Source organism: Streptomyces sp. NPDC107550 (assembly GCF_055639095.1).
Genome location: NZ_JBVKBC010000001.1, coordinates 449,788 through 470,102, shown reverse-complemented (window position 1 = coordinate 470,102; position 20,315 = coordinate 449,788). Strand labels below are relative to the sequence as shown.

Annotated in this window: 15 protein-coding genes and 1 pseudogene; 12 read left to right on the top strand and 4 right to left on the bottom strand. The window is 71.6% G+C overall.

The annotated features are described in order from the left end of the window. Positions 1-87: 87 nt before the first annotated feature. Positions 88-624, bottom strand: coding sequence for a TerD family protein (locus ACZ7LY_RS01990; RefSeq protein WP_471622514.1), 537 nt, complete (start codon positions 622-624; stop codon positions 88-90). Between the two features lie 150 nt (positions 625-774). On the opposite strand from ACZ7LY_RS01990, the gene ACZ7LY_RS01985 reads away from it, so the two are divergent. From ACZ7LY_RS01985 to ACZ7LY_RS01975, 3 genes are all read left to right on the top strand, one after another. Continuing rightward, a complete protein-coding gene (locus tag ACZ7LY_RS01985; protein ID WP_471622513.1) occupies positions 775-1,380 on the top strand; it encodes a YdbC family protein in 606 nt (201 codons plus the stop codon). A gap of 143 nt (positions 1,381-1,523) precedes the next feature. Continuing rightward, positions 1,524-2,183, top strand: a complete 660-nt coding sequence (locus ACZ7LY_RS01980) for a histidine phosphatase family protein (RefSeq protein ID WP_471622512.1) — start codon at positions 1,524-1,526, stop codon at positions 2,181-2,183. Between the two features lie 12 nt (positions 2,184-2,195). Continuing rightward, positions 2,196-3,104 carry an ADP-ribosylglycohydrolase family protein gene (locus ACZ7LY_RS01975; protein WP_471622511.1) on the top strand — a complete coding sequence of 303 codons (909 nt, stop codon included), beginning with the start codon at positions 2,196-2,198 and terminating at the stop codon, positions 3,102-3,104. A gap of 64 nt (positions 3,105-3,168) precedes the next feature. Here ACZ7LY_RS01975 and ACZ7LY_RS01970 read toward each other — a convergent pair. Further along, positions 3,169-4,467 (bottom strand): annotated as a pseudogene (locus tag ACZ7LY_RS01970) (MFS transporter); the annotation flags it as partial. On the opposite strand from ACZ7LY_RS01970, the gene ACZ7LY_RS01965 reads away from it, so the two are divergent. The 3 genes from ACZ7LY_RS01965 to ACZ7LY_RS01955 all read left to right on the top strand — a co-directional run bounded on the left by ACZ7LY_RS01965 (position 4,463) and on the right by ACZ7LY_RS01955 (position 6,540). Continuing rightward, positions 4,463-5,089 (top strand): TetR/AcrR family transcriptional regulator, encoded by a 627-nt coding sequence (locus ACZ7LY_RS01965; protein ID WP_471622626.1) that lies wholly within the window; start codon positions 4,463-4,465, stop codon positions 5,087-5,089. The pseudogene ACZ7LY_RS01970 and the gene ACZ7LY_RS01965 overlap by 5 nt on opposite strands. 50 nt (positions 5,090-5,139) lie before the next feature. Next, a complete protein-coding gene (locus ACZ7LY_RS01960; protein WP_471622510.1) occupies positions 5,140-5,841 on the top strand; it encodes a ribonuclease HII in 702 nt (233 codons plus the stop codon). Positions 5,842-5,910: 69 nt separating this feature from the next. Then, on the top strand, positions 5,911-6,540 hold the full coding sequence (locus ACZ7LY_RS01955; RefSeq protein ID WP_471622509.1) for a hypothetical protein: 630 nt from the start codon (positions 5,911-5,913) through the stop codon (positions 6,538-6,540). A gap of 84 nt (positions 6,541-6,624) precedes the next feature. Here ACZ7LY_RS01955 and ACZ7LY_RS01950 read toward each other — a convergent pair whose 3' ends face one another. Next, on the bottom strand, positions 6,625-7,260 hold the full coding sequence (locus tag ACZ7LY_RS01950) for a hypothetical protein (protein WP_471622508.1): 636 nt from the start codon (positions 7,258-7,260) through the stop codon (positions 6,625-6,627). 217 nt (positions 7,261-7,477) lie between these two features. Further along, a complete protein-coding gene (locus ACZ7LY_RS01945) occupies positions 7,478-9,640 on the bottom strand; it encodes a RecQ family ATP-dependent DNA helicase (protein ID WP_471622507.1) in 2,163 nt (720 codons plus the stop codon). A 133-nt stretch (positions 9,641-9,773) separates the two neighbouring features. Here ACZ7LY_RS01945 and ACZ7LY_RS01940 point away from each other — a divergent pair, with 133 nt between their 5' ends. From ACZ7LY_RS01940 to ACZ7LY_RS01915, 6 genes are all read left to right on the top strand, one after another. Beyond that, positions 9,774-11,234, top strand: coding sequence for a DUF4192 domain-containing protein (locus tag ACZ7LY_RS01940; protein WP_471622506.1), 1,461 nt, complete (start codon positions 9,774-9,776; stop codon positions 11,232-11,234). Positions 11,235-11,722: 488 nt separating this feature from the next. Further along, positions 11,723-13,660, top strand: coding sequence for a glycogen debranching N-terminal domain-containing protein (locus ACZ7LY_RS01935; RefSeq protein ID WP_471622505.1), 1,938 nt, complete (start codon positions 11,723-11,725; stop codon positions 13,658-13,660). A 384-nt stretch (positions 13,661-14,044) separates the two neighbouring features. Beyond that, the gene (locus ACZ7LY_RS01930) at positions 14,045-14,806 is read left to right on the top strand and encodes an NUDIX hydrolase (protein WP_471622504.1); all 762 of its coding nucleotides are present in this window, start codon (positions 14,045-14,047) and stop codon (positions 14,804-14,806) included. A 232-nt stretch (positions 14,807-15,038) separates the two neighbouring features. Then, entirely contained in the window at positions 15,039-17,192 is a 2,154-nt protein-coding gene (locus tag ACZ7LY_RS01925; RefSeq protein ID WP_471622503.1) for an ABC transporter ATP-binding protein, read from the top strand. Positions 17,193-17,355: 163 nt separating this feature from the next. Beyond that, positions 17,356-18,240: a FadR/GntR family transcriptional regulator gene (locus ACZ7LY_RS01920; protein WP_471622502.1), complete on the top strand. Its 885-nt coding sequence runs from the start codon at positions 17,356-17,358 to the stop codon at positions 18,238-18,240. A 427-nt stretch (positions 18,241-18,667) separates the two neighbouring features. Continuing rightward, positions 18,668-20,209 (top strand): RNA polymerase sigma factor, encoded by a 1,542-nt coding sequence (locus ACZ7LY_RS01915; RefSeq protein WP_471622501.1) that lies wholly within the window; start codon positions 18,668-18,670, stop codon positions 20,207-20,209. The last annotated feature ends 106 nt before the right edge of the window (positions 20,210-20,315 follow it).

The window sequence follows — 20,315 nt, the reverse complement described above, 5'->3', positions numbered from 1 at the left end:
GGCCGTCCGGTCGGTCCCCTCCGTGCGTTCAGCGGTGGGGTGCTCGGAGGGCGGGCGTGCGGCGCCGGGTCGGCAGATGGCGCGTGGTCACAGGGCACCCATCGCCGCCGAGAACGCATCCATGTCCCCGTCGAACCCGCGCACCAGGTCGCGGAACGTCCACTCGCCGTCCGCGTCTCGCACGAACTCCGCGACTGTGGCCGCCGTACTGGTTCCCACCGCCGAGAAATCGTGCAGCGACAGCTCTGTGTAGCCTTCGCGCACCCGCACCCCTGCATTGGCCACATCGGCGAACACCGTGGTCCGGTCCGGGTGTTGAGCGTCCTGCTGGATGGCGGCGCCGACCACCACGCGCGCGTAGCGTGACGCGAGGCGGTCCAGTTCGAGCGTCATGAGCTCGTCGTAGCCGAACCCCTGCCCGGTCCTGCTGTCCCGGTTCAGCGTGATGGTCCCGTCGGGGGACCGGCTGTCGAAGTGGACGAGGTAGGCGGGTCGGCCGTGCGGATCGTCGTCGGTGTACGTCGCGGCTACGAGGTCCAGATCGTGCGGAGGCGAACCGAGCGGGCTCGGGTCCCATTTCAGCCCGACCTCGACCTTCTCGATGCCCTTGCGAAGACTGCTCACCGAACTCCCCCTCCTCGGTACGGCGTTGGGCTCCACGCCCCGGGTCTGTCTGCTACGAACACGCTACGTCCTCCCACTGACAACGGGCTGTCGAGACCGTTCACAGCGGAGAGTGACCCGGCGTGACGCACCGCGCCGTACGATGGCGCGGTGCTGGTCAAGTGGATTCGCTGCACTGTGGTGGACCGTCCGGGGTTCGAGCGGGGACAGCGGAAATGGGCAGGGCTCCTGGGGGAGCCGGGGTTCCGGGGGCAGGGCGGGGGCTGGAGCAGGAAACGGCCCGGAGTGGCGCATGTCTTCGGCTTCTGGGAGAGCCGTACGTTCTACGACTCCTTCATGGCGCGTTCTCACGACCGGCTCGCGGCTGCCCAGACGGGCACCTACACGGGGGCAGAGGTGAAACTGTTCGACCACCTCTTCGACGTGAAGACGGGTTTCGAGCCGAAGTTCACCGACGCCGACGTCGTCCGGGTCGCTCACTGCCGGATCAACGCCGAGCGCGCGGAACACTTCACTTTGATGCAGCAGAAAGTCTGGAACCCGGCGATGGCCGGCTCACCCGGAATGGTCCGCGGACTGTTCGGCGAGGCCCCCGGCGACGAGTTCCTCGTGCTTTCGATGTGGCGCGCGGCGGCCGAGCGCGGCAAGTATCAGGCGGAGCGCGTGGAGCGGCTCTCGCTCCGCGCCCAGACCGAGGCTGATGTCGCCGCCATCACCGGCGACATCGTGGAACTCGAACCGGCCTGGACCGTGTGAACGAGCCCATGTGAACGAGCCGCTACGCGCGCGTATCTGGAGCGTCGTGGCGGCTGCCGGGCGGCGGGCCTTCAGTGTGATCTGACTCCGGATCGAGCGCGTACGGGTGCTCGAAATCGGCCAGATCGATCTAGGGTCTCGTCATGGCACGACCGAGGCGCATCGTTCTTGTCCGGCACGGCGAATCAGAGGGCAACGCCGACGACACCGTGTACGAGCGTGAACCCGACCACGCCCTGGCACTCACCGACCAGGGCTGGCGGCAGGCCGAGGAAACCGGCACGTATCTGAGAGACCTGTTCGGCAACGAGCGCGTGAGCGTCTATGTGTCCCCCTATCGGCGTACACACGAGACGTTCCGCGCGTTCCGGCTCGACCCCGACCGGGTCCGGGTGCGGGAGGAGCCGCGCCTGCGGGAGCAGGACTGGGGGAACTGGCAGGACCGCGACGACGTGCGGCTGCAGAAGGCGTACCGCGACGCCTACGGGCACTTCTTCTACCGCTTCGCCCAAGGCGAGTCCGGCGCCGATGTCTACGACCGGGTGGGCGCCTTCCTGGAGAGCCTGTTCCGCAGCTTCGAAGCGCCCGACCACCCGCCGAACGTGCTGCTGGTGACCCACGGGCTCACCATGCGCCTGTTCTGCATGCGCTGGTTCCACTGGTCGGTCGCGGACTTCGAGTCCCTGTCGAACCCCGGGAACGGCGAGAGCCGCATGCTCGTTCTCGGGGAGGACGGCAAGTACACCTTGGATCGAGAATTCGAGCGCTGGCGTGAACCTGAGCCTTACGGAATCACCGGTTAGAGTGGCCGAGCGATGACCCCTGACTCCTCTCCCACTGCCCGCCTGAGCCGCGCCCTGGCCAGCCTGCGCGGGCTGTCCGTGGGAGACGCCCTCGGCTCACAGTTCTTCGTCCCGGTGAACTATCCGCTGCTCAAGCGCCGTGAGCTGCCCGAGGGCGACTGGCAGTGGACCGACGACACCGAGATGGCCTGTTCCGTCGTGGCCGTCCTCGCGGAGCACGGGCGTATCGACCAGGACGCCCTCGCGCAGTCCTTCGCCGAGCACCACGACTTCGACCGGGGCTACGGGCCCGCGGTGAACCGGATGCTGCGGCAGATCCGCGAGGGCGGCGACTGGCGCGTGCTCGCGGCCTGCCTCTTCAACGGGCAAGGGTCGTGGGGGAACGGCGCGGCGATGCGGATCGCCCCGCTCGGCGCGTACTACGCCGACGATCCCGAGCAGGCCACCCGCCAGGCCGAGATCTCCGCCTACCCCACCCATCAGCACCGAGAGGCCGTCGTCGGCGCCATGGCCGTGGCGGCGGCCGCCGCGCTCGCGTCCGGTCCTGAGGGCCCGCCGGCGCCGCAGGATCTGCTGGACGGCGTGATCGCGCTCGTGCCGCGCAGCGCGGTCGGCGCGGGGCTGCGCCGAGCCAAGGACATGCTGGACTACGACGACCCCGGGACGGTCGCCGCCGTCCTCGGCTGCGGCAGGCGGACCACCGCCCATGACACCGTCCCCTTCGCGCTCTGGTCGGCCGCGCGCGGCCTCGGGGACTATGCAGGCGCCTTCTGGAGCACCGCCCAGGTGGGCGGCGACATGGACACCACGTGCGCGATCGTGGGTGGCGTCCTCGCCGCGGGGAAGGGCGGCGCCCCCGGCGCCACCTGGGTGGAACGGACCGAGGCCCTTCCCGCCTGGGCCCCGACCCTCCCCGCCTGACGGTCTTCCCGCGCCCGGGGCGTCCGGTACCTGCGCGGGGCCGGCGGCAGACCCCGGCCAGGAATCAGCCGGCGGCAGGCCTGGCCGTGCCCGCGAGGGCGTCCAAGTCGCTCTTGCGGACCTTGATCACGGTGGCCGCGACCAGCAGGGCGAGGATCGCCATGGCCGCCGCAGGAAGGAAGGCCGTGGATATCCCCTGCGCCAGGACCTCATGGCTCCAGCGCGCCGGCAGTTGGTGGGTCCGGGCGAACACCGCCTTCTGCTCCGGCGTCCCGTGCGCAAGGAAGTCGCCCAGTTGACGTCTGCCCTCGTCCCGGCTCGCCGTGCCGAAGACCGTGGTGAGAATCGACAGCCCGAGCGAGCCTCCGACCTGCTGGGTCGTATTGAGCAGGCCCGACGCGGCACCCGCCTCGTGCGGGGCGACACCGGAGACGGCGGTCACGGTCACGGCGACGAAGTTCAGGCCCATCCCGAAGCCGAAGACCAGCATCGGGCCGAGCACCCCGCCCACGTACGGGCTGTCGGGACTGATGAACGTCTGCCAGACCAGTCCGAGCACCGCCAGCAGCGACCCGCCCGCCATGAACGGCTTCGGCCCGAGTACCGGAAGGAACCGCTGCGACAGGCCCGCGCCGACCGCGATGGCGGCTGTCACCGGAAGGAAGGCTAGGCCCGCCTTGATCGGCGAGTAGCCCAGCACGTTCTGTACGAAGAGGACGATGAAGAAGAACATGCCGAACATCGCGGCCGCGAGGCTCAGCATGATCACGTACGTGCCGGAACGGTTGCGGTCGGCGAACATCCGCAACGGTGTGATGGGCTCCTTGGCCCGGCTCTCGACCGCCACGAACAGCAGCAGAAGCACCACGGAAGCGCCGAACGACCCCAGGGTCAGACTGTCCCGCCACCCCGCCTCGGACGCGCGGATGAACCCGTACACGAGCGCCGCCATGCCCAGCGTGGACGTGAGCGCGCCGGCTATGTCGAAGCTGCCCGGGTGACGCTGCGACTCGCTGATGAAGCGAGGCGTCAGAGCCGCGATGAGCAGGCCGATGGGTACGTTCACGAAGAGGACCCAGCGCCAGTCCAGCCACTCGGTGAGCATGCCGCCCGCGAGCAGCCCGACCGCGCCGCCACCCGCGGAGACCGCCGCGAACACACCGAACGCGCGGTTGCGCTCGGGACCCTCAGGGAACGTCGTGGTGATCAGGGCCAGGGAGGTGGGCGACGCGATCGCCCCGCCGACTCCCTGGAGGGCACGCGCGGCGAGCAACTGCCAGGGCTCCTGGGCGAGTCCGCCGAGCAGCGAGGCGAAGGTGAAGAGCAGGATGCCGGCCATGAAGACCCGGCGGCGGCCGATGATTACTTCGCGCTTGACGGGCGCATCCGGCGAGGCTGCCACCTCCATGCGCAGGCGCGGCCCCGTGCTGGAACGGGCCATCCTCGACGCCGCGCTCGACCAGCTCAGTACGGTCGGCTGGAACGGTCTGACGATGGAGGGTGTCGCCGCCGGAGCGCAGACGGGAAAGGCGGCGGTGTACCGCCGCTGGCCCTCGAAGGAGGACCTCGTCGTCGACGCGCTCCAGGCGGGCCTGCCGTCCTTCGACTCGGTCCCCGATCTGGGCAGCCTCCGCGAGGATCTGCTGGAGCTGTGCCGTCAGGCGCGGGAAGCGATGTACTCCCGGCCCGGCTTCGCGCTGCGGTCCGTCCTTCACGAATGCGATGCGGTCACCGCGGAACGGTTCCACGGCGTGATCGTCGACGGTGTCGTCGCGCCGAGCGTCCGCAGGATCAAGGAAGTCCTACGTCGCGGGATCGAGCGGGGTGAGGTCCGGCCGGATGCCGCCTGCGACTACGTGTGCGACGTCATCCCGGCCATGATGATGTACCGCTCCAAGGTGTGCGGAAGCGAATGGGAGGAGCCGGATCTGGTCGAGATGATCGATCAGGTGATGCTGCCTCTGCTGAGGCGGCCGACGGTTTGACCCGGGCGGGTGTCGCGGCGGGCCTTTGGCGGCGTACGCTGTATGCCGCCATGCCGTACGAAGCACCCACCCACACCGTCGAGCGCTCACTGCGCGCCACCACCGGTGCCAAGATCGTCGCCGGTGTCGACGAGGTCGGCCGCGGTGCCTGGGCCGGCCCGGTCACCGTCTGCGCCGCCGTCACCGGACTGCGCCGCCCCCCTGAGGGGCTGACCGACTCCAAGCTCATCAGCCCCAAGCGCCGCGAGACGCTCGCCGTGGAACTGGAGAGCTGGGTGACGGCGCACGCGCTCGGGCACGCCTCGCACGAGGAGATCGACGAACTCGGGATGACGGCCGCGCTCCGGCTCGCCGCCGTCCGCGCCTTGGAGGGCCTGCCCGTACGGCCGGACGCGGTGATCCTCGACGGGAAGCACGACTACCTGGGTGCTCCCTGGCAGGTCCGCACCGTGATCAAGGGGGACCGGTCCTGCATCGCCGTGGCCGCGGCCTCGGTGATCGCCAAGGTCCGCCGCGACAAAATGATGGCCGAACTGGGCATCGACCATGCAGACTTCGGGTTTGCGGCCAACGCCGGATACCCGTCGCCGGTGCATCGCGCCGCGCTGGAGGAGCGGGGGCCCACCCCGTACCACCGGCTCACGTGGGCGTATCTTGATGCGCTGCCCCAGTGGCGGCACCTCAAGAAAGCCCGTAGTTGGGCGGAGGTCAGCGTTCCGGAGATCGAGGGCCAGCTCGGCTTCGACTTCTGATCACTGCGCTTCGCACTGACGTGCCACCCGCCGACGCGAGTCGCACCCGCGTTTGATAGATATCAGCTCATGCCTCTCATTCCCGAGGAGCCTCAGATTCACGAGAGTGCCCAGGGTCCCCGCGCCACCCCGGCCAGCAGCCGTACCGCGCCGACCCCTCGCCCCGTACCCGGCCCGCGTTCCGCGGCGCCGTCACGACCCGCCCGGCCGGGTCCCGCAAGGCCCACGCCGCCCGCGCAGCGCACCCCGCGCGAGCCGGCCGCCGCCTCCAAGCCAGGGCCCGGCACCCCGGCCGCCCCGTCGGCCTCGCAGCCGCAGATCCAGCTCATCCCGGCTTCGGCCGAGGGTGCCCTGGACGCGGCCGAGGAAGCCGTCGACCTGCTCCTCGACGCGGGCCGCGCGCCCGGCGACGTCCTCGTGATCACCACAGGCGACCCGCACCCGTGGGCCGCGCACGAGCTGTCGTTCGGCGAGGACGCCTACTGGGCGCAGCACGACGCGAAGGACGACGTCTTCTACGCCGACGCCTCCGCCCTCAGCCGGGCCGCCGCCCGGCCGGTGGTCGTCGTCGCGGTGAACGGCGGCGTCGACGAGAGGGCCGTCACCGCCCTGCCGCTCGCGCTCGGCCGGGCCTCCACCCTGCTGATCGTGTGCGGCGACCCGCAGCGCATCAACTCGCTGCTGGGCGCCGGAGTCTGACGCACCGCTTGCCGGCTGCCCGCCCCGCCCGCAGGCGGGGCTCGGGGAGTCCGGCAGGCCGGTGCGGTCCCCGGTACCTCCCGCTCAACGGGCCGCCGCGCGGCGGAGCATCTCCGTCGCGGCGCCTCCGGTCCGTGGCGCCGGCTCCTCGTCGCTCCCCAGCTCCCGTGCGACCGAACCCACGCTCGGGCGTCGGCCGCCCCGCCCCTCGCCGAGGACCTGCCACCCGTCACGCGTCATCGTGATGTACGCCCCACAGCGCAGCCCGTGCAGGGTGCAGGCGTCCCGCAGGCCCCACATCCAGGCTCCGTCCTCTTCCGTCCAACGGGCGTCGCCCTCGCGGCAGTAGAGCAGGACCGCCGTCCGCACCGGTGTACGCCGACGCAGATCGTGCGGCACGACCCGGCGCAACTGCGACAGCAGCGCGTTACGGAACGTCCAGCCGTCCGCCGGAGTGTCTCGCCGGGCGAACGAGGCGCTGGCCCGCAGCCGCTCCTCCGCGTCGAGGACAGCCACCACGGCTGTCCTGGCCGGGGGCCGGTGGCGGCTGTGCAGGCCGCTGACGACCTCCCGCGGGTTACGCAGGAGCGGGATGCCGGCCGCCGCCCACTCGGCGGGTTCGAGCAGCCTGGTCGGACGGTCGACGGAGTCGGCGGACCTCTCGGCCCGTCTCGACGGCGGCAGCGACGCGGCAGAGGACGGAGCGAATCCGAAGGTCACGGTCCTCCCTTCGGCTACACGCCCTCACGGAGGGCGAGGGTCTGACTGGGGGAGCGCACCGCGGCACAGCCCTACTGGACCACCGGAGCCGCGCGGGGAGCGCTTCCAATTCTTCCCGTCGCGCCCGCGCACGGCAACGAGCAATTGAGGCGCCGGACCGGTATCTGGCGATGCGTCTCCTATATCCCTGCCCACAGGCCGGGGCCTGACGCGTCGATCAGCCCTGTACCGCCAGGACCAGCGGCAACACCCCCTGGGCACCTGCCCGGCGCAGCAGGCGCGCGGCCATCGCCAGCGTCCAGCCGGTCTCCGTGTAGTCATCGACGAGGAGCACCGGGCCACCCGCGCGCGTGAGGGCTTCTCGAAGCTCGGCGGAGAGGGTGAGCGTGCCGTCCAGGGCGCGCAGACGCTGCGCGCTGTTGCTTCGCGGCATGTGCGCCGTGTCGCCGCCCGGCGCGTACGCGACCTCGCCCAGCACGGGCATGCGCCCGACCTGAGCGATGCCGGCTCCGAGCGAACGGATCAGCTCCGGGCGCGTGTGCGAGGCCATCGTGACCACTCCCACCGGCCGCGGCAGGGCGTCGGCGCCGCCGGAGGCCCAACCCCCGGGGCCCTTCGCCCAGTCGGCGAGCACCTCGACGACGGCCCGCGCCACATCCTCGGGCACCGGCCCGTCCGGTGCCTGCGGAGCGAGCATCGGGCGCAGCCGGTTGCCCCACCCGATGTCCGACAGGCGCCCCAGCGCCCGGCCCGGCCCCGCCTGCTCGCCCGCCGGGATACGGCCCTTGAGGTCGATGCCGACCGCCGCGAGCCCCGTGGGCCACATCTTGCGGGGCTCCACCTCGACGCCCGGTCGGCCCAGCTCGCCGCGCGCCGAGTCGAGCGCCGCCCGCGACACCGACGCCTCGAAACGCGGCCCCGCGCAGTTGTCGCAGCGTCCGCACGGGGCCGCTTCCTCGTCGTCCAACTGACGGCGCAGGAACTCCATCCGGCAACCCGAGGTCGTCGCGTACTCGCGCATCGCCTGCTGTTCGGCCTCCCGCTGCTTGGCGACCCACGCGTACCGCTCGGTGTCGTAGACCCATGGCCGGCCCGTGGCGATCCAGCCGCCCTTCACGCGGTGGACCGCGCCGTCCACGTCCAGGACCTTCAGCATGGTCTCCAGGCGCGAACGCCGCAGTTCCACGAGCGGTTCCAGCGCGGGCAGGGAGAGCGGGCGTTCGGCGGCGGCGAGGACGTCCAGAGTGCGGCGTACCTGCTCCTCGGGCGGGAAGGCCAGCGAGGCGAAGTACCGCCAGATCGCCTCGTCCTCCTTGCCGGGCAGCAGCAGGACCTCCGCGTGCTCGACCCCGCGCCCCGCACGCCCCACCTGCTGGTAGTACGCGATGGGGGACGACGGCGAGCCCAGGTGCACGACGAAGCCCAGGTCGGGCTTGTCGAAGCCCATGCCGAGCGCGGACGTGGCCACGAGCGCCTTCACCCGGTTGGCGAGAAGATCGTCCTCCGCCTGCTGGCGGTCCGCGTTCTCCGTCTTGCCCGTGTACGAGAGCACCGTGTGCCCGCACTGACGCAGATACGCGGTGACTTCCTCGGCCGCGGCGACCGTAAGGGTGTAGATGATGCCCGAGCCCGGCAACTCGTTCAGGTGATCCGCGAGCCATGCCAACCGGTGCGCCGCGTCCGGAAGCGGCAGCACTCCGAGGCTCAGGCTCTCCCGGTCGAGGGGGCCGCGCAGCACCAGGGCGTCGCTGCCGCCGCCCGTGCCGAGCTGCTCGGCGACGTCCGCCGTCACGCGTGCGTTCGCCGTGGCCGTCGTGGCGAGGACCGGGACGCCCGAGGGGAGGTCGGCGAGCATCGTGCGCAGGCGGCGGTAGTCGGGCCGGAAGTCGTGGCCCCAGTCCGAGATGCAGTGCGCCTCGTCCACCACGAGCAGCCCCGTCGCGGCGGCCAGCTGCGGCAGCACGTTGTCCCGGAAATCAGGGTTGTTCAGGCGCTCCGGACTGACCAGCAGGACGTCGACCTCTCCCCCCGCGACCTCGGCGCGGACGGTGTCCCACTCCTCCGCATTGGACGAGTTGATCGTGCGGGCGCGGATGCCCGCCCGCTCCGCCGCCTCCACCTGGTTACGCATCAGCGCGAGCAGCGGGGAGACGATCACGGTCGGTCCGCTGCCGCGCTCCCGCAGCAGGGCCGTGGCGACGAAGTACACCGCGGACTTGCCCCAGCCCGTGCGCTGCACGACGAGGGCGCGTCTGTGATCGGCGACCAGGGCCTCGATCGCGCGCCACTGATCCTCACGCAGACGGGCCGTACCGCTCGGGTCCCCGACGAGGCGGGCGAGTACGGCGTCGGCTGCCGTCCGCAGGTCTTCGTTGCTCATGCCCCCATGCAACCTGATGCCACTGACATCGCGCGAACGAGACCGCCAGTCTGTGGATAACTCCTGTCGTGTCCCTGGTGAGGGTTATCCACAGGGTGAACGGGGACAGGTCGATCCGGTGCATGGTCATCGCATGACGAATCACAGCGAGCCCGTCGGCGTGACCGGCGAGGCAAAGATCACTCTGCGCAGCGCCGGTGAACTCGCCGAGGCGCTCCCGTACTTGCTTGGCTTCCGACCGCAGGACAGCGTCGTCCTCGTCGCGTTGAAACAGGGCCGATTCGGCGGACGCGTACGTGTCGGCATCCCCGCCAGGCCGGAGGACTGGCCCTCGCTCGCCCGCCAGGTGGCCGGCTGCCTGATCGGGGAGTGCGAGCGCCGGGACGGTCGCCCCGACAGCGTGATCGCCTTTCTTTGCCAGGACGGGGTGGACGCGGGGCCCTTCGCCGGAAAGTGGCTGATGGAGAGGTTGCGGCCGCTGGCCCAGAAGCTCCGTACCGAGTGCGGGGCGCTGGACGTGCCGGTGACGGAGGCGCTCTGCATCTCCGACGGCCGCTACTGGTCCTACTGCTGCCCGCGTACCGAATGCTGCCCGCCGGAAGGGAACGTCGTGGCCCGTAAGGGCACCTCGGTGATGGCGGCGACAGCGGCCTTCGCGGGCATCCGGGTACGGGAGTCCGTCCGGGAGATCAGGGGGCGGCTGGCCCCCTTGGAGACCGGGCTCGTCACAGAGCAGACCCGTGCGTTGAATGCCGCCGCGGCGGACATCCTCCCCAGGATCTTCGGCGAGACCGCCCGTGAGGTCGTCGCGGCCGAGACGCTGGACCTGGCCCGCGTGATCATGCGCCGCTTCGCCGGCGCTCCCGAGACCGAGGACCGGCTCGGCGCCGACCTCCAGGACGACGAACTGCTCGCCCATGACGAGGCCGCGACGCTCATTCTCGGTCTCCAGGACCGGGAGACCCGCGACCGGGCGGCGGAATGGATGGAAGGCGACGAAGGCGCGTCGGCGCTGCGCCTGTGGCGATCACTCGCCCGCCGCTGCGTCGGCCCTTTCGGTGAGTACGCCGCAGCCCCGCTGACCCTTGCAGGGTGGGTCGCCTGGTCCCTCGACGACCCGGTGGAAGCGGACGAGGCCTTCGAGATGGCCCTGCTGGCCGACCCCCACTACATCTTCGCCCGCCTGCTCAACGCGGCGCGGGCCGACGGCCTCGATCCGGAACTGGTGCGGCGGTCCTTGCGCGGGCTCCGGACGGACCGGGTCGAAGAGGCGCAGGGCGTCGACGCGGAAGTGGCCGAGGCTCCGGCGGGCGGCGAACTCGCCGGCCGCTCGCGTGCCGCCGGCGCTACCGAAACGGGTGAGCCGGAGAAAGCCGCCGATCCGGCCGCGACCGCCGACGACACTGATCCGGCAGAGGCGGTCGACGCCGGGTCCTCGCGTGCTGCTCGAAGTCTGGAAGCCGCGCTACGACGCCGAGGCGAGCGGCGACGTCCTGGTGCGGGCACGCACCCCGCGCGGGCCGGATCACGGGCGCCGCGGCACCCCGCGGGCCGGCGCCGCGTGGGACGCCAGCGGACCCGGGGCGACGGATGAGCACCGCTGCCCTCGTCGTCCTGGCGCCTGTACGCGGGCCGTGGCGACGGTACTTCGATGCCCTGTGGCGTTACTTGAGGCGGCGCGGTCCCGTTCATCTGGTAGGCGGGAGCGACGGCCGGGCCTCGCCGTCGAGCAGCGCAGCACATCCCGGCGTGAAGCCGGCGCCTCGCGCGACCGTGCGCGAAAGGAGGGGCTCCATGGGGGAACTGGAGTCACTGTGGGAGACCGGAACCGGCACAGGCGCCGCCGGGGCCGGCACAGGGAGCGGGACAGGCGTCGGAATCAGGGCAGGCGTCGGAATCAGGGCAGGCGTCGGGACCAGGGGAGGCGTCGGGGCCGGAATCGGGGCAGGAACGGCGGCAGGATCCGGGCCAGGCACCGCTCGCGTCCGTGACCGAGGATCCGGCCGGCCTTCCACGGCGGCCGGGGCGTCGGCGCCGGCCCCTCGACGCGGTACCGGACTCCCGGCAGTGCACCGGTCGTTGATGTGCCTAGCCCTGCCGGGCCTGGTGGTCTCCGACGAGCGGGGCCAGCTCGCGGCGCAGGGGCTCGACGGCTTCTACCTGGCTGGTCGGCGTCTGCTGTCGCGCTGCCAGATCAAAGTCGCGGGGCGCGAGCCCGTCCCCGTGCTGGCGCACATGGTGGCCGCCGATCGCGCCCGCTTCGTGGGGACGGTCAGAGCCTCGCCGGACAGCGGGCCCGACCCTGACATCACCGTCGAGCGGGCCCGTCACGCGGACGGCGTCGAGCGGATCACCCTGCACAGTGCGGCACCGAGACCACTGCGTCTGCCCCTGGAGGTCTCCCTCGGCACCGACCTGGCCGAACTGGGAGCCGTGGCGGCGGGCCTGCCCGGCCGGGAACTGCCCGCGACCGTCCACGGGGCAGGAATGCGGTGGTCCACGGCGACAGCGCAGGCCGTCGTCATCGCGACACCACCACCGACCGACGCGCTCGCCTCCGCCGGCCTGTTGCGCTGGGAACTCGACCTGCCCCCGGGCGGCACGCGCACGGTGGAACTGCATGTCCGCGCCGACTCCCCGGGTGGGGGAGGGGCCAAATCCGCCAGATCCGCCGGGGCCGCCGGGGCCGCCGGCCGGACGTTCGCCTCGGCGCAGGCGCACGGCGACGATCCGCGCGTAGGGGCGTTGTTGCGCACCTGTGTCGATGACCTTCAGGCGCTCCTGGTGCGCGACCCGGCACGGCCATCGGACCTCATCCTCGCGGCAGGCGCCCCATGGCGCTGTGGCCCGGCCCCCGCTGAGGCGCTGGCCGCCGCGCGGATGGCGCTGCCGCTCGGGACGAAGGCAGCCGTCGGCACGCTGCGCGCCCTCGCCCGCACCCAGCACGAGCAGCGGGGGAGGGACTTCGGCCGACTGCCCGGGCCGCTGCGGCAGGCCGGGGCGCATCTGCCGCCCAGTTGCACCGGTATCGAAGCCACCTTGCTGTTCCCGGTGTTGCTGGCGGAGGCCCGCCGGTGGGGCCTGGTCGAACAAGAGGCACTGGAACTGCTCCCCGCAGCCGAGCGTTGCCTCAGATGGCTGCGCGAGACGACCGCCGAGCGCACATATCTGCCCGACCCCGGGCCGGGCGCGCCGCTCCGCTGCGAGACCCAGGCCCACGCCCATCGCGCGGCCCTGCTCGGAGCCGACCTCCTCGACGCGTACGGGAGACCTGGCGGCACCGAGCTGCGGCAATGGGCGGAAGCTCTGCGGCAGCGCTTACGGGCGGACTTCTGGGTCGAGGACCGTAGCGGCGGCAGACCGGCCGCCGCGCTCACCTCCGACGGGCGCCCGATCCCGAGCCTCGGCAGCAGCGCGGCCCACCTCCTCGACACCGGACTGCTCGGCGGAGGAACCGTAGCCCCCGGCCTCTTGGACAAGGTGCAGACCGAGCAACTGGCACGCCTGTTCGGAGGGCCCGGCCTGGACTCGGGGTGGGGGTTGCGGACGCTGGGCGCGAAGGAGGCGCGTTACAACCCGTTCGGGCATCGCGCGGGTGCCGTCCGGGTGTACGAGACCGCTGTCGCCGTCACCGGTCTCGCCCGCGCGGGCTACGAGAAGGAGGTGACGCTGCTGCTGAGCGGAGTGTTCTCCGCGGCCGAGGCGTTCGACCACCGGCTGCCCGAGATGTACGCGGGGGAGCAGCGGACCGAGGGCGGTGTTCCGTTGCCCCACCCGGCGGCGTGCAGACCGGCCGCTGTCGCCGCTGCGGCCGGCGTTCAGTTGCTGGTCACGCTTGTGGGAATCCGGCCCGATGTACCGGCGCGCACCGTCACGTTGTCCCCGATGCGGGGCGCGCCGCTCGGGGAGGTCGGGATGACGGGACTGAGAGTCGCAGGTCAGGCGTTCTCGGTGCGGGTCAGTCGGCTGGGCCTCGCGATGGTGGAGGAGGCGGCTGACGAACTGCAGTTGGGGGTGTGATGGGGGTGTGAGCCGGGTGCGGGGTGTTCTGGTGCCAGCGGCGCCAGTTCCTGGCACATTCGAGGCGGACCTCGGTGTTCGGGACAAACCTCGGTGTTCGCGGCGGCCGCGTCCGGAGTTCCCTGCGTTGAATGCATGCAACGCAGGCGGGCATGCGGGCGGGCGTATGGCTTGGCCTCGGGCACACGGCGCACGTCCGACACCCGCGCACACAGCCCCCTGTGACTACACCCCGTGACGGACGGCACGGTCAGAGGACTCCCGCGCGCCCCTGAGGAAGCCGTTCGGGGTTCGCACGTGAACGGGTTCGAAAGCCCGGTGATCAAGTCTGACGACAACGGCGAAGGGAGTGTTTATCGTCAGGCAGACGACTATCATCGTTCCATGTCGCCCTACGACCCGTCGGCCTTTCCGCCTTTCGCTGTCACTGTCGATCTGGTCGTGCTGACCGTGCGCCGCCACGCTCTGTGCGCGCTGGCGGTCCGTCGCGGGGAGCCTCCGTTCCAGGGCCGTTGGGCGCTGCCGGGCGGCTTCGTACGGGACGACGAGGACCTGACGGAAGCAGCGGCCCGCGAGTTGGCCGAGGAGACGGGGCTGTCCGCTCACGACGCGGACACGCCCGCCAAGGACAACGGGGCGCATCTGGAACAGTTGGCGACCTACGGCGATCCCCAGCGTGACCCGCGCATGCGCGTGGTGAGTGTCGCCCACCTGGCGCTCGCCCCGGACCTGCCCGCGCCGCGCCCGGGCGGTGACGCGCACAGCGCTCGCTGGGCGCCCGTCGAAGAACTGCTCCACCACAGCGGCTACGGACGAGACGGAGAGCTCGCCGCGCCGCTCGCCTTCGACCACACGCAGATCCTTGCCGACGGGGTCGAGCGGGCCCGATCGAAGATCGAGTACTCGTCACTGGCCACGGCGTTCTGCCCGCCGGAATTCACCGTCGGGGAACTGCGCCGGGTCTACGAAGCCGTGTGGGGCGTCGCGCTGGACCCGCGCAACTTCCACCGCAAGGTGACCGGCACGCCCGGCTTCCTGGTCCCCACCGGCGGTACCACCACGCGCCAGGGCGGGCGCCCCGCTCAACTCTTCCGCGCGGGCGGGGCCACTCTGCTGAACCCGCCGATGCTCCGGCCCGAGGTCTGAGCAACTCCCGGCGGAAGTCGGCCTGTCGGGTCCGGGCGCGCCTGGGTTCGCGTCGTCGAGGCCCTCGCATAGGCGGTTCCCGTATGCCATGTCGCGTACGGCCACGCCCGCACGATGCCCGAAAAGGCTCAAATGTCGCGTTATCTTGCTGGGGTACCCACGGGGTTCGGCGCCACCTCGGTAGCGCTCGCGCTCCGGCCGCCGGGCGGTCGCCCATCCTGCGAGAGAAGCGATGATCCAGGCCATCGGACTGACCAGCAACGCCCGTAAGGAGCGCCCGTCCGCGGTCGACGACGTGTCCTTCGACGCGCACCCGGGCCGCGTCACCGCACTTCTCGGTCCTGCGGGTGCCGGCAAGACCACCACGCTGCGGCTCATGCTCGAACTTCAACAGGGCCGTGGCATCACCTACTTCAGAGGCCGACCGCTGCACCGCATCGCCCACCCTGCCCGCGAGGTGGGCGTCCTGCTCGGCGATGTGCCGGGGCATCCTGGGCGCACGGTACGGGGGCACCTGCGGATGCTCTGCGCCGCCGCGGGCGTCTCCGCCGAGCGCGCCGACGAAGTGCTCGAAGTGGTCGGCCTGGTGAGCCTGCGTGACCAGCGGCTCGGCACACTCTCCCGGGGCATGGACCGCCGTCTCGGCCTGGCCTGCGCGCTGCTCGCGGATCCGCACACGCTGGTCCTCGACGCCCCCGCGAACGGTCTGGCGCACCGCGAGAGCGTCTGGCTGCACAGCATCCTGCGCGCGCACGCGACGCTCGGTGGCACGGTCCTGTTCACCACCGACGACCCCAAGGAGGCGGCGCGGACCGCCGACCATGTCGTGGCGCTCGACCAGGGCCGAGTCGTCGCGGACCAGGAGGCGACCGCGTTCGCCCGGACGAGGCTGCGGCCCCGCGTCGCCGTCCGCACGCCGTACGCCGCGCGCCTCGGCGCCTTGTTGACCAAAGAGGCGCGCACGGACAGACGTTCCGTCGAGGTCGTCGCCGAAGGCGGCAGCCGGCTGTCGGTGTACGGCAGTAGCTGCGCCGACGTGGGGGAGGCCGCCTTCCGGCACGGCATCGTCGTACACCGGCTCGCCGACGAAGTCGGAGCCTCGGCGCCGGACGCCGCACCGTCGGCAGCTCCGCACGAGGGCGGGGCGGTGGCCCCCGGAGGCGGGGACGCGCAGGCGAGGCGGGGCGCCAGGCTTGCCCGGGACCCCGGATCCCCCCACGGTGACGAGGTAGCCGACACGTCTTACCTCGCAGGCGTCGCCGAAGACGGCAAGGGTCGCCCCGCATCCGCGCGGGCCGCCGACAGCGGGGCCACGCCCGCAGGAGACTTCTCGGTCCCCTCGTCCCCAGTCGCGGACTCCCCGGCCGACGGCGCGTCGCCCGCAGGAGACTCCCTGGCCCCTGCGCCCCTGGCCCCTGCGCCCCCGGGCGCCACCCCACCGCCCCCCGGCGCCCCCGCAGGCAGCGTCTACGTACCCCTGATGAGTGACACCGTGCCGCTGCCCGCCGTCACCGAATCGCAGCCCACCGGCGCCGCCGCCCGATCTGCCGGCTCCGGCCGCCGCGGCTCCCTGCGCGAGCCGTCGCTGCTGCCGCCCCCCGTCCTCGTGCAGACCGCCCGCAGCCCGCTCCGGCCCGTGCGCTACGAGGTGCGCCGGGTCACGGGCGTCGCCACGGCCTACCTCACTGCCGCCCTCGTCGTCGCCGTCTCCGCGCTCCTCTCCGTCGCCCTCGCCCGCGCCGGGCACACCGCGCAGGCCCGCCTGCTCGCCGCTTGGCCTGCGGAGCTGCCCCTCCCGCCCGCCGCGCTGGGCGCGGGACTGCTCGGCGCGTTCGCCTTCGGCGACGAGTTCCGGCACCCCGCCCTGGCCGCCGACCGTGGCACCGTCCCTCGCAGACTGTCCCTGCTCACCGCGAAGCTGCTGGTCGAAGCCGCGATCGCCGTCCTGATGGCCGCCCTCGTCATCGGGTGCGACGCCGCGCTGCTCCACCTCGTATACGGCCCGGAGCTCACAGAAGTTCCCGCCGACTGGCCCGCCCTCGTAGCGAGTTGGTTCGGGCTCGTCGTCGCGTGCGCGTGGGCGGGCGTGCTCGCCTCCGGTGTCTTCCGGTCGACGGCCGCCGGACTGGCCGCCGTGATCGCCGTACCGATCATCATCGTTCCGTTCGTACAAAAACTCGCGGCGGGCTCATCCGTGCGAACCGCGGCCGGGCTGCCGACACGGCTCCGCGACCTCGCCCTGGTGCACTGGCCGTTCGGATCGGAGCGGTTCGTCGTCGGCGCGCTGCGGATGGCCGCCCAACCCGTCGGCGGCGCTCTGATGTTGTCGCTCGGCGCTCTGCTCTGCGCATATCTGTTCACGGCGTTGCGCCCGCGCCTCCGTTGACAGGCGTCCGCCGCCTTCTGGTCGGCCGGTGCGCACAACTCTCCCTGGAACGCCCATTTCTTTCCGATAAGGCGTCAAGTGCGGCGAAGCGGGAGATCACCCTTTCGTGTGCTTTTCACCAAAGACCTCAAGGGAGTTGGAGCCAGCGCCGACAACAGATTCCGTGAGTACCCTTGCGCACACCATGATGACCGCCGCCCGCTCCGCCGACACCGGCCTCGCAGCACCGGGCGAACTCGACCGCTACCCCTACACGGACTCCGCCGCCGACCGTCTCGGCAGCCCCGTCTGGGACAGCCCGGACCAGGACCTCGGCCGCGTCGGCCGCCGCGCCGCCGGCAGCCGGGGCCGGGGCCTGCACGGGCAACTGGTCCAGCAGCTCGGACAGATGATCGTCTCCGGGGACCTGGGGGCGGACCGCCCGCTGGTGCCCGAGGAGATCGGCCAGCGCTTCGAGGTCTCCCGCACGGTGGTGCGCGAGTCCCTTCGCGTCCTGGAGGCCAAGGGCCTCGTCAGCGCCCGGCCGAACGTCGGCACCCGTGTGCGGCCGGTCAGCGACTGGAACCTGCTGGACCCCGACATCATCGAATGGCGCGCGTTCGGCCCGCAGCGCGACAACCAGCGCCGCGAGCTGAGCGAGCTGCGCTGGACGATCGAGCCGCTCGCCGCCCGCCTGGCCGCCGGGCACGGCCGCGAGGACGTGCAGCAGCGACTCGCCGACATGGTCGAGATCATGGGGCACGCGCTCGGGCAGGGCGACTCCATCACGTTCGCCCGCGCGGACGCCGAGTTCCACTCCCTGCTGATCCAGCTCGCGGGCAACCGCATGCTGGAGCACCTGTCCGGCATCGTCTCCGCCGCCCTCCAGGTGTCCGGCGGGCCCGTCACCGGCTGTGACCGGCCGAGCGAGGTGTCGGTGGCGCACCACGCGCGCATCGCCGACGCGCTCGCCGCGGGCGACGGCCCGAGCGCCGAGGCCGCCATGCGGCAGTTGCTCACCGTCCACCCCGAGGTCGAGCGCGTCGTCCCGGCTCCCCGGGAGCACTGACCGGCCCCGGCCGAAGCGGAGCGAGGGAGTACGCACCTGATGTCGCCGGACGACATGCCCGACACGCCTGCGCCACGCGCATGTGTAGAAGGCCGTCATCCGGCGACTCGGTCGTAGAGGGGCGTGGCTCGACACTGGGGGACACCCCGCGGGGTCGGCTCTGCTGCATGACCGACTCTGCCCGTATCCGTCAGTTTTTGACCGCTTACGGGGTGTGACTCGGGCCACGCAGATTGGGCGTAACGCTCCACGGGGCAGCGCGATGACCTAAGAGGTGACAGCCGAGGAAGGAATACAGCAGCCGTAAGCGGCGCTGTGCCTCTCCACAGGCCCCCGCCCGCGTCGTCGGCCCATCCCCAAGCCGTCGGTCGTCGGCTCCGGTCCACACAGGACGGGGCCGGAAGCCGTTTTCCAACGTTCCGAGAGGTTGTTCGTGTCGGCCAGCACATCCCGTACGCTCCCGCCGGAGATCGCCGAGTCCGTCTCTGTCATGGCGCTCATTGAGCGGGGAAAGGCTGATGGCCAGATCGCCGGCGACGACGTGCGCCGTGCGTTCGAAGCCGACCAGATTCCGGCCACTCAGTGGAAGAACGTTCTGCGCAGCCTCAATCAGATCCTCGAGGAAGAGGGTGTGACGCTGATGGTCAGTGCCGCTGAACCCAAGCGTCCTCGTAAGAGCGTCGCAGCCAAGAGCCCGGCGAAGCGCACCGCCACGAAGACCGTCGCGGCCAAGACGGTCACCGCCAAGAAGGTCGCGGCCACCGCCACCCCCGAGCCGGTGGCCCCCGAGGCCGCCGCCGAGGACGAGGCGCCCGCCAAGAAGGCCGCGGCGAAGAAGGCCACGACCAAGAAGGCCGCTGCCAAGAAGACGACGGCCAAGAAGACTGCGGCGAAGAAGACCGCTGCCAAGAAGGACGACGACCTTCTCGAGGACGAGGCGACCGAGGAGACCCCGGCGCCCGCGGCCGGCAAGGAGGGCGAGGAGCCCGAGGGCCAGGGCTTCGTCCTGTCCGACGAGGACGAGGACGACGCGCCCGCCCAGCAGGTCGCCGCCGCCGGCGCCACCGCCGACCCGGTCAAGGACTACCTCAAGCAGATCGGCAAGGTCCCGCTGCTCAACGCCGAGCAGGAGGTCGAGCTCGCCAAGCGCATCGAGGCCGGTCTGTTCGCCGAGGACAAGCTCGCCAACGCCGACAAGCTCGCCCCCAAGCTCAAGCGCGAGCTGGAGATCATCGCCGAGGACGGCCGCCGCGCCAAGAACCACCTGCTGGAGGCCAACCTCCGTCTGGTGGTCTCCCTGGCCAAGCGTTACACCGGTCGCGGCATGCTCTTCCTGGACCTGATCCAGGAGGGCAACCTCGGTCTGATCCGCGCGGTCGAGAAGTTCGACTACACCAAGGGCTACAAGTTCTCCACGTACGCCACCTGGTGGATCCGTCAGGCGATCACCCGCGCCATGGCCGACCAGGCCCGCACCATCCGTATCCCGGTGCACATGGTCGAGGTCATCAACAAGCTCGCGCGCGTGCAGCGCCAGATGCTCCAGGACCTGGGCCGCGAGCCCACCCCGGAGGAGCTGGCCAAGGAACTCGACATGACCCCCGAGAAGGTCATCGAGGTCCAGAAGTACGGCCGCGAGCCCATCTCCCTGCACACCCCGCTCGGCGAGGACGGCGACAGCGAGTTCGGTGACCTCATCGAGGACTCCGAGGCGGTCGTCCCGGCGGACGCGGTCAGCTTCACGCTGCTGCAGGAGCAGTTGCACTCGGTCCTCGACACGCTCTCCGAGCGCGAGGCCGGTGTCGTCTCCATGCGTTTCGGTCTCACCGACGGTCAGCCGAAGACCCTCGACGAGATCGGCAAGGTCTACGGCGTCACGCGTGAGCGCATCCGCCAGATCGAGTCCAAGACGATGTCGAAGCTCCGCCATCCGTCCCGCTCCCAGGTCCTGCGCGACTACCTGGACTAAGACGGCGCTCCCCTCTCGATGAGGCCCTGGCCTGCGGTGATTCCGCGGGTCAGGGCCTTTTCCGTAGGGCCGGGCCCGTCGGGTGCTTCCTGTACGTGGCTACGCG

What these genes read in the sequence shown, in the direction of transcription:
- ACZ7LY_RS01975 (WP_471622511.1), top strand. Translation starts at nt 2,196, where the DNA reads ATGACCCCTGACTCCTCTCCCACTGCCCGCCTGAGCCGCGCCCTGGCC.
- ACZ7LY_RS01945 (WP_471622507.1), bottom strand. Translation starts at nt 9,640, where the DNA reads ATGAGCAACGAAGACCTGCGGACGGCAGCCGACGCCGTACTCGCCCGC.
- ACZ7LY_RS01980 (WP_471622512.1), top strand. Translation starts at nt 1,524, where the DNA reads ATGGCACGACCGAGGCGCATCGTTCTTGTCCGGCACGGCGAATCAGAG.
- ACZ7LY_RS01955 (WP_471622509.1), top strand. Translation starts at nt 5,911, where the DNA reads ATGCCTCTCATTCCCGAGGAGCCTCAGATTCACGAGAGTGCCCAGGGT.
- ACZ7LY_RS01960 (WP_471622510.1), top strand. Translation starts at nt 5,140, where the DNA reads ATGCCGTACGAAGCACCCACCCACACCGTCGAGCGCTCACTGCGCGCC.
- ACZ7LY_RS01940 (WP_471622506.1), top strand. Translation starts at nt 9,774, where the DNA reads ATGACGAATCACAGCGAGCCCGTCGGCGTGACCGGCGAGGCAAAGATC.
- ACZ7LY_RS01930 (WP_471622504.1), top strand. Translation starts at nt 14,045, where the DNA reads ATGTCGCCCTACGACCCGTCGGCCTTTCCGCCTTTCGCTGTCACTGTC.
- ACZ7LY_RS01965 (WP_471622626.1), top strand. Translation starts at nt 4,463, where the DNA reads ATGATTACTTCGCGCTTGACGGGCGCATCCGGCGAGGCTGCCACCTCC.
- ACZ7LY_RS01925 (WP_471622503.1), top strand. Translation starts at nt 15,039, where the DNA reads ATGATCCAGGCCATCGGACTGACCAGCAACGCCCGTAAGGAGCGCCCG.
- ACZ7LY_RS01935 (WP_471622505.1), top strand. Translation starts at nt 11,723, where the DNA reads ATGTGCCTAGCCCTGCCGGGCCTGGTGGTCTCCGACGAGCGGGGCCAG.